Source organism: Nakamurella sp., from assembly GCF_044224575.1.
Lineage (GTDB): Bacteria > Actinomycetota > Actinomycetes > Mycobacteriales > Nakamurellaceae > Nakamurella.
In genome coordinates, this window is record NZ_JBGAKE010000011.1 from 35981 (window position 1) to 51660 (window position 15680).

A 15680-nucleotide genomic window follows, 5' to 3' on the forward strand; every position below is an offset into this window, starting at 1 on the left:
GGCGCACCGCATTCCCGTCCGGCGATCGATCTCGCCTGGACATCGACCTCCCGCGCCGGAACCTGCCGACGCGCACCCACCACCCCCTTCCCGGCGCAATGTTGCGCCGGCTTTCCCATGGGAGCGGCCGTGCCCTCTTCGACCCCCACTCCGAACCAGCCGGGCCTCGCCCACCGGCTGCTCCGCCGCAAGCCGGTCGTCCAGATGGAGGCGGAATCCGGATCCGAGACCGGCCGGAGCGAACTGTCTCGCAGCATCGGGCTGTTCCAGCTCTCGGCGTTCGGCATCGGCGCGACCATCGGCACCGGCATCTTCTTCGTGCTGTCGCAGGCGGTCCCGATCGCCGGGCCCGCGGTGATCTGGTCGTTCGTCATCGCCGGCGTCGTCGCCGGACTGACCGCGGTCTGCTACGCCGAACTCGCCGGCGCCGTGCCGGTCTCCGGCTCGTCCTACTCCTACGCGTACGCCACCATGGGTGAGCTCGTCGCGATGGTGGTGGCGGCCTGCCTGCTGCTGGAGTACGGCGTCTCCGGTGCGGCCGTCGCCGTCGGTTGGTCGCAGTACCTCAACGAGTTGCTGGACAACCTGTTCGGCTGGCGAATACCGGAGGCACTGTCGAACTCGCCGGAGGAGGGCGGGCTGATCAACTTGCCGGCCGTGGTCCTCATCGCGATGTGCGCCGCACTGCTCATCCGTGGCGCCAGCGAGTCGGCGAAGGTCAACGCGGTGATGGTGCTGATCAAGCTCGCCATCCTGGTCATGTTCATCGCCATCGGCATCACCGGCTGGGACACCGACAATCTGGCCGATTTCGCGCCGTTCGGGATGGCCGGCGTCACCGCGGCGGCCGGCGTCATCTTCTTCTCGTTCATCGGGCTGGACGCCGTGTCGACCGCCGGTGACGAGGTGCGCAACCCGCATCGCACGCTGCCGATGGCCATCATCATTGCGCTCATCACGGTCACCGGGCTGTACATCCTGGTCAGCCTGGTCGCGGTCGCCGCGCAACCGTGGACGCAGTTCGACGGTCAGGAGGCGGGCCTGGCGCAGATCCTGGAGAACATCGTCGGCGCCTCGTGGCCCGGCACGGTGATCGCCGCCGGCGCCGTCGTGTCGATCTTCTCCATCACCCTGGTGGTCCTCTACGGGCAGACCCGCATCCTGTTCACCATGGCCCGTGACGGCATGATCCCCCAGCTGTTCCACCGGGTGAACCCCCGCACCCGCACCCCGATCCCGAACACCATCGTCGTCGCCGCGGTCATCGCGGTGCTGGCCGGCTTCGTGCCCATCACCTTCCTGGCCGAGATGACGAGCGTCGGCACGTTGGTCGCGTTCCTGGTCGTGTCGATCGCGGTGATGGTGCTCCGGCGCCGCGAACCCGGCCTGCCCCGCTCGTTCCGGGTGCCGCTGTACCCGATCACCCCCATCCTCTCCGCCCTCGGCTGCCTGTGGATCATCAAGGACCTGCGCCCGGTCACCCTGCTGGTCTTCGTCGGCTGGGTGGCGGTCGCGCTGATCTGGTATTTCGCCTACGGCATCAAGCACTCCACCCTGGGCCGGCACCGGCCCGCCGGCCTCCTCGCCACGTCAGAACCCACCACCCCCGTCACCGACCAGAAGGACTGAATCCGTGCACTCCGTCAACCAGACCACCGACGCCATGGTTCGCAGCGTGCTGGCGTACGCCGAGAACCGGCTGCGCATGACGCCGGTGCCGCTGGACCGCGGCACCCGCACCCCGCAGGAGCTGTACCGCGAGCTCGACGGGCTGATCCGGGACCAGGCCCGGCAGCCCGACGAGGTACTGGGGGTGTACTCCTCGGTGATCGCGCCGAGCATCATCTCGGCCGACAGCCCCCGGTTCCTCGGCTTCATCCCGGCGGCCCCCACGAAGGCGAGCCTGCTGTTCGACATGGTCGTCTCGTCGGCGTCCATCCAGGGCATCTCCTGGCTGGAGGCATCCGGTGCGATCGCGGCCGAGAACACCGCGCTGCGGGTGATCGCCGACGAGGCCGGCATGCCCGGCAGCGCGGGCGGCTGCTTCGTCTCCGGCGGCTCCGCCGGCAACCTGTCCGCGCTGGCCGTGGCCCGGGAGACCGGCAAACGCCGGCTCGGCGACGCGCTGGCCGGCCGCCGGCCCCGGGTGGTGGTGGGTGAGGACGCGCACTCCTCGATCGTGAACACCCTGCGCCTGTTGGAGATGGACGCGCTGGTCGTCCGCACCCCCGATCACCGGGTCACCGCGGACGCGATCCGGGCCGGCATCGACGGCCTCGACATCTCCGACGTGGTCGCCGTGGTCTGCACGTCGGGCACCACCAACGCCGGCATCATCGACGACCTGGCCGGCGTCGGCGCCTTGGCCCGCGAGCACGGCTGGTGGTTCCACGTGGACGGCGCCTATGGCGGCTCCGGGGTGTTCGCCCCCTCCCTCAAGGCCAAGTACGCCGGGCTGGAACTGGCCGATTCGTTCATCCTCGATCCGCACAAGTGGCTGTTCGCCCCGTTCGACTGCTGCGCGCTGCTCTACCGGGAACCCGCGCTGGCCAAGGCCACGCACACCCAGGACGCGTCGTACCTGGACGTCATCCACACCGGCGCCGATCGGGAGACCGGCGAATGGAACCCCACCGACTACGCCTACCACCTGACCCGCCGCGCCCGCGGGCTGCCGTTGTGGTTCTCCCTGGCGGTGCACGGCATCGACGCGTACCGGGAGGCCATCGAGGTCGCCGTCGACCTGGCCCGGCAGACCGCCCGCCTCATCGACCGGACCCCGCAGCTGGAGTTGATCCGCGAACCCGACCTCGGCGTGGTCCTGTTCCGCCGCATCGGTTGGTCGCCGGCCGACTACGACGCCTGGGCGCAGGCCCTGCACACCGAGGGAATCGCGTTCATCCCGCCGACCAAGTGGGAGGGCGAGACGGTGGGCCGGTTCGCGTTCCTGCACCCGCACACCCCGATGTGGCTGGTCCAGGAGATCCTCGACCGGACGGCCTGACCCACCCGGCCCCACCCTCCCGCAACCTCCGTCCCCGCCGCCCCTCCCGCAACCCCCGTCCCCGCCGCCCCTCCCGCGCGGATCAACTAGGCCGGCGCGGATGAACTCGCCCCGAATGTGACGGCTGCGACAGGAGTCGACGACTTCATCCGCGCGGTTCCACCGCCCGGAGGGGAACAACCGCGCGGATCAAGTCGCCCCGAATGTGACGGGTGGGACAGGAGTTGTCGACTTCATCCGCGCCTGCGCAGATGATCCGCGCGGGGAGGGGGAGGGTTTACGGTCGGGGGATGCGGACGGTCCGTGCGGCGGGGACGCACGAACTGCTCATCCAACGATCGCGGTTCATCTGCGCGCTCGGCCCGGTCCGGACGCCGGCGGAGGCGACGGCGTTCGTCGAGGCCGTCCGGCGGGAGCACTGGTCGGCGACGCACCACTGCGTGGCGTACCGGGTCGGCCCGCACGCCGAGCATCAACGCTCCAACGACGACGGGGAACCGGCCGGCACCGCCGGGGTACCGATGCTCCAGGTCCTGGTCCACCGGGACATCACCGACACCGTCGCGGTCGTCACCCGCTACTTCGGCGGAGTCAAGCTCGGCGCGGGCGGGCTCGTGCGCGCCTACGGACGCTGCGTCACCGACGCCCTCGATGCCATCGGCACCCTGGCGCTGGTGTCGCACACCGCGGTCACCGTGACGGTCGGGTTCGCCGCCGCCGGCCGGCTGGAGCACGACCTGCGCACCGCGGGATTCGAGGTGACGGGCACCGACTATGCCCCGGCCACCGGCTCCCCCACCTTCCGGGTGCTGGTACCCACCGCCGATCTGGGCGCCTTCACCGATTGGCTCGCCCGGGTCACCGCCGGCGGCGCGCTGGCCACCCCCGGCGAGCAGGCCCTGCGGGCCGTCCCGGCGACCGGCTGACCCTGGCCGAGGCGCACCGGGGGGTGACCAGGAGCAACCCCGACCACCGTGATGCGTCACCACTACGATCAGGGCTGGGCTGTGATCACCGCGTTCGCATGCCCGCCGACCGACGTGGTCGGCTATCGACCCTGCAGTTGAATGCCGGCCGGAGGTGACGATGGGCGTCATACAGTCTTTTGAACGCAAACTCCAGGGCGCCGTCGGGAACACCTTTGCCCGGCTCTTCGGGGGCAAGGTCCAACCGGCCGAGGTGGCCGACGCCCTGCAGCGCGAGGCGGCGGACCACGTCGAGCGGCAGGGTACCGTCGCGGTCGCGCCGAACCACTACACGGTGTCGCTCGGACCCACCGACCAACAGGGCCTGAGTTCGGCCGAGGAGAGTGTCGCCACGGCGCTTTCGGACATGATCCGGGAGTATCTGAGCCAGCAGGGTTGGCAGACGTTCGGTGACGTGGCGGTCACGCTCGAAACGTCCGGCGCCCTGCACACCGGGCAGTTCCGCATCAGCTCGTTCGTCGATCCTGATGTCGGTCGACGCGCATCGCAGGCAAGGGCAGGAGTGGGACCCATGAGTCAACAAGGCGGCGACTACGGCCGCGACCAGCAGGGTCGCCCGGACCAGGGTGAGCAGCGCGACCCGGATCCCGGTCAGTACCCGGGATACCCCCAGCAGTACGGCCCGCCGAACCACGGCAACTTCGGCGACCAGGGCCAGCAGCCCAATCCCGGGTACCCGCCGCAGCCGTACGACGCCCCGGGCTACGGGCAACGCGGCTGGGATCAGCAGAATCAGCAGTGGGAGCAGCAGTACGGCCAGCAGCCCCCGCCCGGCTACCCGCAGGGCCCGGGCCAGCCACCGCAGTACCCGCAGGGTCCGGGTGGCTGGGACCAGGGTGGGCAGGGATATGGCCAGCCGGGTTACCCGCAGGGCTACCCGCCGTCGGACTACCAGCAGGGCCAGGGCTATCAGCAGCCCGGCTACCAGAACTACCCGCCCCCCGGGCAGCAACCGCAGAACTGGGGCCAGAACTACGGCGTGCCCGCGGCCGGCCCGCAGGAAATCGTCGCCACGCTGTCGGTCGACGACGGATCGGGTCGCAGCTACCAGTTGCAGCGCGGCTCGAACGTGATCGGCCGGGGGCAGGACGCGTCGTTCCGGCTCGCCGACACCTCGGTCTCCCGCCGGCACGTTGACATCTACTTCGACGGGCAGTCCGCGGTGCTGCACGACCTGGGTTCGACCAACGGCACCACGGTCAACGGGTCGTCGGTGCAGACCTGGCAACTCGCCGACGGCGACGTGATCCACATCGGGCATTCCACCGTCGTCTTCTCGAGCCGGTACTGAGGACGCCGGTCAGAACCGGGAACCCCACGTGCCAGCCCTCATTCTTCAGCTGACCAGGATCGGCTTCCTGGTCCTGCTCTGCTTGTTCGTGCTGGCCGCCATCCGGGTGATCCGGGCCGACCTGCGGTACGCGGGCGAGCCTCGGACGGACGGCGGGCGGCGGCGCGGCGAGCAGCGCTCGGCCGCGCAACTGCCGGCCCCGCGGATGCATCCGGCGACGCTGGTGGTCACCGCCGGATCGCTGTCCGGCACCCGGCTCCGGCTGGGACCGGGGCCGATCCTGATCGGACGGGCCGACGACTCCACGCTCGTGCTGGACGACGACTACGCCTCGTCCCGGCACGCCCGGCTGACCCAGCAGGGACAGGAGTACTTCCTGGAGGATCTCGGCTCCACCAACGGCACCTACCTGGACCGGGCGCGGGTGACCACGCCGACCCCGGTGCCGGTCGGGGTCCCCATCCGGATCGGCCGCACCGTCATCGAGCTACGCCCATGAGCAATCCACGGATTCGCCTGAGCGCGCCCACCCGGGCCACCGGGACGATGTGATGACGCACCAACTCGTCTACGCCGCACGCACCGACCGTGGGCTGATCCGGGCGAACAACCAGGACGCCGTGTTCGCCGGCAACACCCTGCTGGTCGTCGCGGACGGAATGGGCGGGCACGCCGCCGGCGACATGGCCTCCCGGCTGGTGGTCAACGCCTTCGTCCCGCTCGATCAACGCGACCCGGGTGGGGACCTGGTGCGCGCGCTGGCCAAGGCGACGCGCGAGGGCAACCGGTCCATCTCCGGGGTGGTGCGCGAGAACCCGGAACTCGACGGCATGGGCACCACGGTGACCGCCCTGCTGTTCGACGGCGGACGACTGGGCATGGCCCACGTCGGGGACTCCCGCGCCTACCTGTACCGGGGCGGCGTCCTGCACCAGCTGACCCACGACGACACGTTCGTCCAGTCGCTGATCGACGACGGCCGGATCACTCAGGAGGAAGCCAGCCACCACCCGCAGCGGTCGCTGCTGCTCCGGGCCCTGAACGGCACCGACGTCGACCCGGCCCTGACCATCCGCGAGGTCGACGTCGGCGACCGGTACCTGATCTGCTCGGACGGGTTGTCCGGGGTGGTGTCGGCGGAGGTGATCGCCGAAACCCTCGCGATCGAGGATCCGGGAGCCGCGGCCGATCAACTGGTCCACCTGGCGCTGGTCGGCGGTGGGCCGGACAACGTGACCGTCATCGTCGCGGACGTCGTCGACACCGGTGCGGGTGACGGGCCGACTGCGGTGGCCGAACCGGCCGACCCGGACGCCACCGGCCCGATCGGGCAGCTGTCATCGATCCGGATGACGGCCGAGATGCCCCGCATCCCGCTGCCCGCGATCCCCGAGGAATCGGCCGCGCCGCCGGATTTCATGCCGCCGGACGAGGACATCACGGCACCGATCGCGACCGCCGCGGTGGATCCGGACGGCCCGCCGGACCGGCGCCGGCGGCGCCGCACCACCATCATCCTGATCACCGCGGTCATCGTGCTGGGCATCATCGGGCTGGTCGGCTCGATCCTGTGGGTGCGCAGCCAGTACTTCGTGGGCGAGAACGACGGGCAGGTCGTGGTCTACCGCGGCGTGGACGGGACGGTTCTGGGCCTGCAGCTGTCGAACGTGCAGGAGGGCTCCTGCCAGCCCGGACTCGATGGATGCACCCCCTTGATGGTCGAGGACCTGCTGCCGGCGGCCCGCGACCAGGTGCTGGCCGGCATCCAGGCCGGCAGCCTGGACGACGCCCGCGCGGTGATTGCCCGGCTGGCCGGCCGGATGCTCCCGCCGTGCACCACCCCCGACGCCACCCCGACTCCGACGCCAACCCCGACGGCGGGCGCAATCACCTCCGGTCCCCCCGGGACGGCCACCGGTGTCCTCCCGACCGGACCGGCGGTGTCCACCGCGCCCGGTCTCCCGGTCCCCGGCGTGACGGTGCCCGGGCTGACCGAGCCGTTGGGGGCCGGCGAGACCAACTCGGTGCCGACCAACTCGGTGCCGACCAACCCCGCGCCGACCGACCCACTGTTGACCACCGCGTCGCGCGAGCTCACCCCGACCAGCTCGGGCACCCCGTTGTCCACCCGCGCTCCCGAACCCGGCGTGACCTGCCGGGTGGTCAGGTGAGCCGGCGCCGGGGGGACCAGGCCACCGCCGGCGCACCCGCACGAACCGGGCGCACGGCGGAACTCTGGATGCTGGTGTTCGCCGCGATCGTCGTCACCTCGGCCCTGGTCATCGTCGAGCTGAACCAGAACCGGACGCTGAGCTGGGAGCTGGCCTACTACGGCGGCGGGTATCTGCTCGCCCTGGCCGTCGCCCACCTGCTGATCCGCCGGTACGCGCCGTACGCCGACCCGGTGCTGTTGCCGATCGTCGCCCTGCTCAACGGCATCGGGCTGGTGATGATCTACCGGCTGGACCTGGCCCGGGAGATCAGCGCGGTCAACCGCGGCGAGGAGGTGCCCACCCCGCAGGCCTCACTGCAGCTGGTCTGGACGGGCGTCGCCCTGGTCTGCTTCCTGATCGTGCTGCTGGTCGTCCGCGACCACACGGTGTTGCAGTCCTACGCGTACACGCTGGCCCTGATCGGCGTGGTGTTCCTGGCCATCCCCGCCCTCCTCCCGTCCAGCCTGTCGGAGGTGAACGGGGCGAAGATCTGGATCAAGGTGCCCGGGCTCTTCTCCATCCAGCCCGCCGAGTTCGCCAAGATCGCCCTGATCATCTTCGCCGCGGCGTTCCTGGTGTCCAAGCGCACCGTCCTGTCGACGGCGGGAAAGAAGGTGTTCGGCCTGGTCCTGCCCCGGGGCCGGGACCTCGGCCCGCTCCTGGTGGCGCTGCTGCTGGTGCTCGGCATCATGGTCCTGGGCAAGGACCTGGGCAGCGCCTTACTGATCTTCGGCACCTTCCTGGCCATGATCTACGTCGCCACCGGCCGGGTGTCCTGGCTGATCATCGGCGTCCTCGGCTTCTCCGCCGGCGCCTACCTGGCGTACCGCATGTTCGCCCACGTCCGGGTCCGGGTGGATATCTGGCTCGACCCGTTCGGTGATCCGCTGGGCAACGGTTACCAACTGGTCCAGTCGCTGTTCGGGCTGGGCACCGGCGGCATCTTCGGCACCGGACTCGGGGCCGGCCGCCCGGACATCGTGCCCTTCGCGTCGACGGACTTCATCACGGCCGCGCTGGGTGAGGAACTCGGTCTGGTCGGCATCACCGCGATCTTCCTGCTGTATCTCATCCTGACCGCCCGCGGGATTCGCACGGGACTGGCGGCCAAGGATGGCTTCGGCACGTTGCTGGCCGGCGGGCTGGCGTTCTCGCTGGCGCTGCAGATGTTCATCGTGGTCGGTGGGGTCACCCGGCTGATCCCGTTGACCGGCCTCACCACCCCGTTCCTGTCCTACGGCGGATCGTCGCTGCTGTCGAACTACGTGATCCTGGCGCTGCTGGTGCGCATCTCCGACTCCTCGCGGCGGCCGGAGGAGACACCGGCGGTGCCTGCCGGCCCGGCGGTCCCCCTGGACCAGGCGCACACCCAGATGGTCCCGGCGCTACCCGCCCACCCGGCCCGCGGCGGTCGCGGATGAAGCGCCCGCTGCGCCGGGTCGGCTACGCCATCATCGTCATGGTGGTGCTGCTGCTCGGCAACGTCGCCTACACCCAGGTCATCAAGGCCGACGACTACCGCGCCGACCCCAACAACAAGCGCACCCTGGTCGCCGAGTACAGCCGCCAGCGCGGCCAGATCACCGCGGCCGGCGGGGTGGTGCTGGCCCGGTCCGATCCGGTCGACGACCAGTACTCGTACCAGCGTGTCTACCCGGAGGGCGCCGTGTACGCGCACCCGGTCGGGTACTACTCGATGCGCTATGGGCCGACCGGCATCGAGCGGAATCAGAACGAGGTCCTCTCCGGCGAGGCCCCGGAGCTGATCGCCGGTCAGCTGTCCGACCTGATCACCGGCCGCGACCCGCGCGGCGGCAACGTGCAGCTGACGCTGGAGCCCGCCGTGCAGCAGGCGGCGTATTCGGCCATGAACGACAAGGGCTACGTCGGTGCGGTGGTGGCCATCGAACCCGCCACCGGCAACGTCCTGGCCATGGTCTCCACGCCGTCGTTCGACCCGAACCCGCTGGCCAGCCACTCGGACGCGACGCAGCGGCAGGCCTACAACGATCTGGTCAACGCCGATCCCAGCCCGCTGCTGAATCGGGCCATCTCCGCGGTCTACCCACCCGGATCCACCTTCAAGCTGGTCATCGCGGCCGCGGCGCTGCAGAACGGCTTCACTCCGGACACCTCGGTGACGGGGGAGTCGACGATCACGCTGCCGGCCACCGGCGGGGCCACCCTGTCCAACTTCGGCGGCGAGACCTGCGCGAACGGCGGCGGTGGGGACGTCACGCTGACCGAGGCGCTGGCGCACTCGTGCAACACGGCGTTCGCCGAGGTCGCGATGCAGCTCGGCGCCCCGGTGGTGCGCAAGCAGGCCGACGCGCTGGGCGTCAACGGGCAGGGCACCGATATCGGACTGGATGTCGTCGGATCCCGGCTCGGCGACATCCCCGACACGGCGGCGCTCGCGCAGACCGGCATCGGCCAGCGCGACGTGGCCGTGACACCGTTCGAGATGGCCTGGACCACCGCGACCATCGCCAACCGGGGTGACCGGATGGCTCCGCACCTGGTCGCGCAGACGACCAAACCGGATCTGACCGTCATCTCGCAGACCCAGCCGCAGTCGCTGGGCCAGGCCATCCCGATCCCGGTCGCCGACCAACTGCGGGACATGATGATCGAGTCGGAGAAGAACACCCCGGGGTCCGGCAGCATCGCGGACCTGGTGATCGCCTCCAAGACCGGGACCGCCGAACACGGCGCCGACCCGAAGAACACGCCCCCGCACGCCTGGTACGTGGCCTTCGCGCCCGCGGAGAATCCGAAGGTCGCGGTGGCCGTTCTGGTGGAGAACGGCGGCGACCTCGGCACCGACGCGACCGGCGCGAAGGTTGCCGGGCCGGTCGGCCGGGCCACCATCGCGGCGGCCCTGGCCGGGGGGTCCTGATGGCCGGGGCGGGCGCGATGAGTGAGGCCGACCGAACGAATCATCGGCACAGCGGCAGCGCCCCCACGAGGGGCGCGGAGCCTGCGTGCGCCCCGACGGGGGCGGTGTCATGACGGCGCCCGGGGTGACGTTGTCCCATCGCTACCGGCTCACCCACCGCATCGCGGTCGGCGGGATGGGCGAGGTCTGGGCCGCCGACGACATCCGGCTGGCCCGGGTCGTCGCGTGCAAGATCCTGCGGCCCGAGCTCACCGGCGACCCGGAGTTCCTCGGCCGGTTTCGCACCGAGGCCCGGATCACCGCGTCGTTGAACCACCCCGGCATCTGCGCGGTCTACGACTACGGCGAGGTCTCGGGCACCGACCACTACCTGACCGGCACCGCCTACCTGGTGATGGAACTGATCTCCGGCGAGTCCCTGTCCAGCGTGCTGAACCGGCTGGGCCGGTTGTCCGTCGGGCGCACCCTGGACGTACTCGAGCAGACCGGCAACGCCCTGCAGCAGGCGCACGCCCGGGCACTGGTGCACCGCGACATCAAGCCCGGCAATCTGCTCATCACGCCGGGCGGCCAGGTGAAGATCACTGACTTCGGCATCGCCAAGGTCGCCCACGAGGCACCCGTGACCCGGTCCGGGATGGTGATGGGCACCGCCCAGTACATCTCTCCGGAGCAGGCCGCCGGGCGGGAGGCGTCGCCCGCGTCCGACATCTACTCCCTCGGCGTGGTCGCCTACGAGTGCCTGGCCGGCCGGCTGCCGTTCAACAGCGACAACACCGTCGCGATCGCGCTGGCCCATGTCCGGGAGGCGCCGCCACCGCTCCCCGACGACGTGCCCCCGCCGGTGGCCCGGCTGGTGATGACGATGCTGGCCAAGGACCCGGCGGCCCGCTTCCCGAACGGTGCCGTGCTGGCCCGCGCGGCGAGCGAGCTGCGGGCCGGTGGGGGCCGCGACCTGACGCCGCTGCGGCCGCCGCCGGCCCCGCGGCCGACGTTGGTCGCGCCGGCCATGACGACCGGCGTCGCCGCCCGACCGCAGGCCCGATCGACTCGAGCCACGGCCCGGCCGCTGCCGCCACCGGCCCAACCGGCACAGGCGGTTCGGCCGTCCGTTCCGCCGCCGGTGCCGGCCGCCCGATCCGCGCCTACCGCGGGACGGCACACTGGGCTCTCGGTATTGCTGGCGGTGCTGGTCGTCATCCTGGCCGGCTTGGTGCTGGTGATCCTGAACGCAGTCTTCGGGACGTTGATGGTGTGATCAGGATGACGAACACCACAGGCGGTCCGCGGATCATCGCACGCAACCCCGGAGGGTCCTCATGCATCAAGCGCAGGGCCCTCCTGCCGACCGGACGAACGCGACGGATATGCAACAAGGAACAACATCGATGACGGGATATCTCTTCGGGGATCGCTATCAGGTCGGGGACACCCTCGGCTTCGGCGGTATGTCCGAGGTGCACCGCGGCCGCGACCTGCGGCTCGGCCGGGACGTGGCCATCAAGGTGCTCCGCGCCGACCTGGCCCGGGACCCGTCTTTCCAGGCCCGGTTCAGCCGTGAGGCGCAGAATGCCGCCTCGCTGAACCACCCGGCGATCGTCGCGGTCTATGACACCGGCGAGACGATGACCGACGCGGGCAACGTCCCGTACATCGTGATGGAGTTCGTCGACGGGGACACCCTGCGCGACGTGCTGAAGAAGGAGGGGCCGCTGCCCCCGCGGCGGGCGATGGAGATCGTCGCCGATATCTGCGCCGCGTTGGACTTCTCGCACCGCCACGGCATCGTGCACCGGGACATCAAGCCGGCCAACGTGATGCTGAACCGGGCCGGCGCGGTCAAGGTGATGGACTTCGGCATCGCCCGGGCAGTGTCCGACGGCCAGGCGACCATGACGGCCACCGCGGCGGTGATCGGCACCGCGCAGTACCTGTCCCCGGAGCAGGCCCGCGGCGAAGCGGTCGACGCGCGGTCCGACGTCTATGCCACTGGGTGCGTGCTCTACGAACTGCTCACCGGGGAGCCGCCGTTCACCGGTGATTCGCCGGTCGCGATCGCCTACCAGCACGTCCGGGAGGCGCCCCGAGCACCCAGCGACGTGCACCCCGGGCTGCCCAAGGAAATGGACGCGATCGTCCTCAAGGCCCTGAACAAGAACCCGCTGAACCGCTACCAGACGGCCGCCGACATGCGCTCGGACCTGGTCCGCGCGCTGTCCGGGCAAGCCGTGCAGGCGACGCCGCTGATGAGCGATGACGAGCGCACCGAGTTGATGCGCGCCACCCCGGCCCGGGTCGGCGGTGGATCGCCGCCGCTGCTGGCCCCGCCGTCCCGCGGCGTGCCCGACGACGACTGGGAACCGGAGGAATCGGACCGGTCCAAGCGGGTCTGGGGTTTCATCGGCATCGGTGTGCTCTGCGCGGCGCTCATCGCGGGCGCCATTTGGCTGACCCTGCGGGTGATCAGCGCGCCGCCGCCGGCCGCCCTGGTCGCCGTGCCGGACCTGTCCGGCATGACGCTGGAGGAGGCCACCGCCAAGCTCCGCGACAGCCGGTTGACCCTGGGCACCGTCACCCCGACCGAGTCGACCGACGCGAACAAGGACAAGGTCGTCAACCAGCGGCCGTCCAGCCAGACGCAGGTGGCACAGGACTCCGCCGTGAACCTGGAGATCGGCAAGGGGGTCAGCCTGGTCTCGGTCCCCAACGTGGTTTCCTACACACCCGAGGAGGCCAAGAAGGCCCTCAACGCGGCCAACCTGCAATACGAGGAGGTTCCTCAGTCCTCCTCCGACGCGGACAAGGGCAAGGCGCTGGCCCAGGACCCGACGGCGCAGACCCAGGTTCAACCCGGGTCGACGGTGAAGGTGACGGTCGGGACCGGCCTGCAGGTGGTCCAGGTGCCCGACGGGCTCGTCGGCAAGTCGCTCGATGAGGCCACCCAGATCCTCACCGACGCCAAGCTGCAGGTGGTGTCGCAATCCGCGGATTCGGCCGAGCCGGTCAATGAGGTGACGGCAGCCGACCCGGCGGCCGGTACCCGGGTCCAGGAGGGCACGCCGATCACGCTGACGGTGTCCAACGGCAACCTGATGTTCATGCCGAACCTGGTCAACAGCACGCCGGCCGAGGCGCTGGCCGCACTGAACGCCCGTGGCTGGGTCGGCGGTACCGAACAGTTGCGGCAGACCACCCAGGAGGTCACCAATCCCGGGCTGGTCGGCGCGATCATCAGCCAGAACCCTGCATCCGGCGCTACCGTCTCCAAGACGACCGCGGTGCGGGTCGTCGTCGGGGTGGCGGCTCCACCACCGCCCACGACGCCACCGACGACGCCACCGACCACACCGCCGACCTCGGATGCTGTCGTGCCCCCGGCCACGCCGGCGCCACCCGCGGCGCCCCCACCCGCAGCGCCTCCGGCCGGTGGCTGACCCCCTCACCAGGCTCTTTCCCGATTCACAACGAGTTGGTAGGTACTCACCGATGCAGCCCCGGGGTCGCTCAGAAGATCCACAAGCTGGTCCGGCACTGTCCTACCCATGAGCCAGGACATGACCCCGCGCCCCGGTGACCAGCCCGCCGGTGATCAGCCCGCAACTGCCCGTGACGGCATGGGGCCGGCGGCTACCAGCCAGGTTGGCGCCGCGGAAGGCGGTACCGCCGACCGCGGCGGGTACCCCGCCGCCCCGCGGTACTCGGCCCCGCCCGCGGCGGACACGCACACCGGCCGGTCGTACGGTTCGGCCGGCTATCCGGGATCGACGGCATCGCAGGCGTGGAGCCAGCTGCCGCCGGCCGGCGCCGGCCGTGGCGGTCCGGGCACGACCGGTCCGAGCACGCCGGCCGAGCATTCCGGCTGGCAGCCGCGGCCCAGCGGCGCCTGGTCCAGCCAACCGTGGGCGGCGACCGGCGCAGTGCCGGGAGCGGCGACCGGCCCGGTACCGGGATCGAGCGCCGCCACCGGCCGCCACACCCAGACCATGCCTCCGTCCGGCCCGGGCGTCCCCTACGCGCCCCCGGCCCAGACCGGCTATCCGGCCACCGGCAACGGGTCGGGAGCGCCAGCGAATCCACGTCGCCGCAAGACCTCCCTGGTGGTGGCGACCACCACCGCGCTGGCCCTGGTGGCGGGATTCGCGGGCGGCTGGGCCGGGTCGGCCTGGGAGAGCAACAACTCGGCGGCCTCGGACAACTCGCTGTCCCGGCTGAACACGAGCGCGGCCGTCTCCCAGAATTTGACCCCGGCCCCGGCCGGCTCGGTCCAGGAGGTCGCCGCCAAGGTGTTGCCGTCGGTCGTGTCGGTGTTGGCCAGTTCCGGTCAGAGCGCGGGCGAGGGCTCCGGCGTCATCCTGACCGCCGACGGGCTGATCCTGACCAACAACCACGTCGTCGACGGGGCCACCGACCTGGAGGTCCGCTTCAACGACGGGACCACCGCCACCGCCACGGTGGTCGGCAAGACCGCCACCGACGACCTCGCGGTCATCAAGGCGGACGGGGTTTCCGGACTCACCCCGGCCAGCCTGGGCAGCAGCGGCGGGCTGCAGGTCGGCCAGCAGGTCGTTGCGATCGGCTCGCCGCTGGGCCTGTCCGCCACCGTGACGTCGGGCATCGTCTCTGCGCTGAACCGACCGGTGCGGACGGCGTCGGAGGAGCAGACCAGTCGCAGCCAGGCCCAGGACACCGTGATCAACGCCGTGCAGACGGACGCCGCGATCAACCCGGGTAACTCCGGTGGCGCACTGGTCGACATGGGCGGCAACGTCATCGGGATCAACTCCGCGATCGCCTCGCTGTCGGACACCTCCAACGGCGGCCAGGCCGGCAACATCGGCGTCGGCTTCGCGATTCCGATCGACCAGGCCAAGCGGATCGCCCAGGAGATCATCGACAACGGCAAGGCCACCCACGCCGTGCTGGGCGCGGCTGTCGGCGACGCCACCGACGGCAACAGCCAGATCCCCACCGGCGCCGACATCGACAGCGTCACCGCCGGCAGCGGGGCCGAGGCCGCCGGGTTGCAGAAGGGCGACGTGGTGACCGCGATCGGCGACATCAAGATCGAGAGCGCGGACGCGCTGATCGCCGCCGTGCGGTCGCAGACCCCGAACGGGACCACGACGGTCACCTTCATCCGGGACGGCAAGTCCCAGACCGTCAACGTCACGTTGGGATCGGCCGCCGCAAACTAGCCATCGCTCACCGGCGGTGCCGACCGCCCCCCAGACCAGAGAGCCCGCGACCGCCCCCCAAGGTCGCGGGCTCTCTGCCGAGTCGGGCCCGG

At 71.0% G+C, this 15680-nt stretch carries 11 protein-coding genes; all 11 read left to right on the forward strand.

Annotation, left to right across the window (positions count from 1 at the left end; translation table 11 throughout):
• The first annotated feature begins 204 nt into the window (after positions 1–204).
• The 11 genes from ACILSK_RS13960 (at position 205) to ACILSK_RS14010 (ending at position 15588) form a co-directional block, all read left to right on the forward strand.
• Entirely contained in the window at positions 205–1629 is a 1425-nt protein-coding gene (locus ACILSK_RS13960) for an APC family permease (protein WP_395727900.1), read from the forward strand.
• Positions 1630–1633: 4 nt separating this feature from the next.
• The gene (locus ACILSK_RS13965; RefSeq protein ID WP_395727774.1) at positions 1634–3004 is read left to right on the forward strand and encodes a pyridoxal phosphate-dependent decarboxylase family protein; all 1371 of its coding nucleotides are present in this window, start codon (positions 1634–1636) and stop codon (positions 3002–3004) included.
• A 290-nt stretch (positions 3005–3294) separates the two neighbouring features.
• Positions 3295–3930: a YigZ family protein gene (locus ACILSK_RS13970; protein WP_395727775.1), complete on the forward strand. Its 636-nt coding sequence runs from the start codon at positions 3295–3297 to the stop codon at positions 3928–3930.
• A gap of 160 nt (positions 3931–4090) precedes the next feature.
• On the forward strand, positions 4091–5281 hold the full coding sequence (locus ACILSK_RS13975) for an FhaA domain-containing protein (RefSeq protein ID WP_395727776.1): 1191 nt from the start codon (positions 4091–4093) through the stop codon (positions 5279–5281).
• 28 nt (positions 5282–5309) lie between these two features.
• Positions 5310–5780 (forward strand): FHA domain-containing protein, encoded by a 471-nt coding sequence (locus ACILSK_RS13980; RefSeq protein ID WP_395727777.1) that lies wholly within the window; start codon positions 5310–5312, stop codon positions 5778–5780.
• Between the two features lie 52 nt (positions 5781–5832).
• On the forward strand, positions 5833–7452 hold the full coding sequence (locus ACILSK_RS13985; protein ID WP_395727778.1) for a protein phosphatase 2C domain-containing protein: 1620 nt from the start codon (positions 5833–5835) through the stop codon (positions 7450–7452).
• Between the two features lie 68 nt (positions 7453–7520).
• Positions 7521–8915, forward strand: a complete 1395-nt coding sequence (locus ACILSK_RS13990) for an FtsW/RodA/SpoVE family cell cycle protein (protein ID WP_395727779.1) — start codon at positions 7521–7523, stop codon at positions 8913–8915.
• Positions 8912–10393 (forward strand): peptidoglycan D,D-transpeptidase FtsI family protein, encoded by a 1482-nt coding sequence (locus tag ACILSK_RS13995; RefSeq protein ID WP_395727780.1) that lies wholly within the window; start codon positions 8912–8914, stop codon positions 10391–10393. Before ACILSK_RS13990 ends, ACILSK_RS13995 begins: the two co-directional genes overlap by 4 nt.
• 85 nt (positions 10394–10478) lie before the next feature.
• Positions 10479–11651 carry a serine/threonine-protein kinase gene (locus tag ACILSK_RS14000; protein WP_395727781.1) on the forward strand — a complete coding sequence of 391 codons (1173 nt, stop codon included), beginning with the start codon at positions 10479–10481 and terminating at the stop codon, positions 11649–11651.
• Positions 11652–11781: 130 nt separating this feature from the next.
• Complete coding sequence (gene pknB / locus ACILSK_RS14005; RefSeq protein WP_395727782.1) at positions 11782–13827, forward strand: Stk1 family PASTA domain-containing Ser/Thr kinase; 2046 nt, start codon at positions 11782–11784, stop codon at positions 13825–13827.
• 108 nt (positions 13828–13935) lie between these two features.
• Positions 13936–15588 carry a trypsin-like peptidase domain-containing protein gene (locus ACILSK_RS14010; RefSeq protein WP_395727783.1) on the forward strand — a complete coding sequence of 551 codons (1653 nt, stop codon included), beginning with the start codon at positions 13936–13938 and terminating at the stop codon, positions 15586–15588.
• Positions 15589–15680: the final 92 nt, after the last annotated feature.

Excerpts from the sequence above, each read along its gene's own strand:
- ACILSK_RS13960 (WP_395727900.1), top strand. The coding sequence starts at position 205 with ATGGAGGCGGAATCCGGATCCGAGACCGGCCGGAGCGAACTGTCTCGC.
- ACILSK_RS13970 (WP_395727775.1), top strand. The coding sequence starts at position 3,295 with ATGCGGACGGTCCGTGCGGCGGGGACGCACGAACTGCTCATCCAACGA.
- ACILSK_RS13975 (WP_395727776.1), top strand. The coding sequence starts at position 4,091 with ATGGGCGTCATACAGTCTTTTGAACGCAAACTCCAGGGCGCCGTCGGG.
- ACILSK_RS13985 (WP_395727778.1), top strand. The coding sequence starts at position 5,833 with ATGACGCACCAACTCGTCTACGCCGCACGCACCGACCGTGGGCTGATC.
- ACILSK_RS13990 (WP_395727779.1), top strand. The coding sequence starts at position 7,521 with ATGCTGGTGTTCGCCGCGATCGTCGTCACCTCGGCCCTGGTCATCGTC.
- ACILSK_RS13995 (WP_395727780.1), top strand. The coding sequence starts at position 8,912 with ATGAAGCGCCCGCTGCGCCGGGTCGGCTACGCCATCATCGTCATGGTG.
- pknB (WP_395727782.1), top strand. The coding sequence starts at position 11,782 with ATGACGGGATATCTCTTCGGGGATCGCTATCAGGTCGGGGACACCCTC.
- ACILSK_RS14010 (WP_395727783.1), top strand. The coding sequence starts at position 13,936 with ATGAGCCAGGACATGACCCCGCGCCCCGGTGACCAGCCCGCCGGTGAT.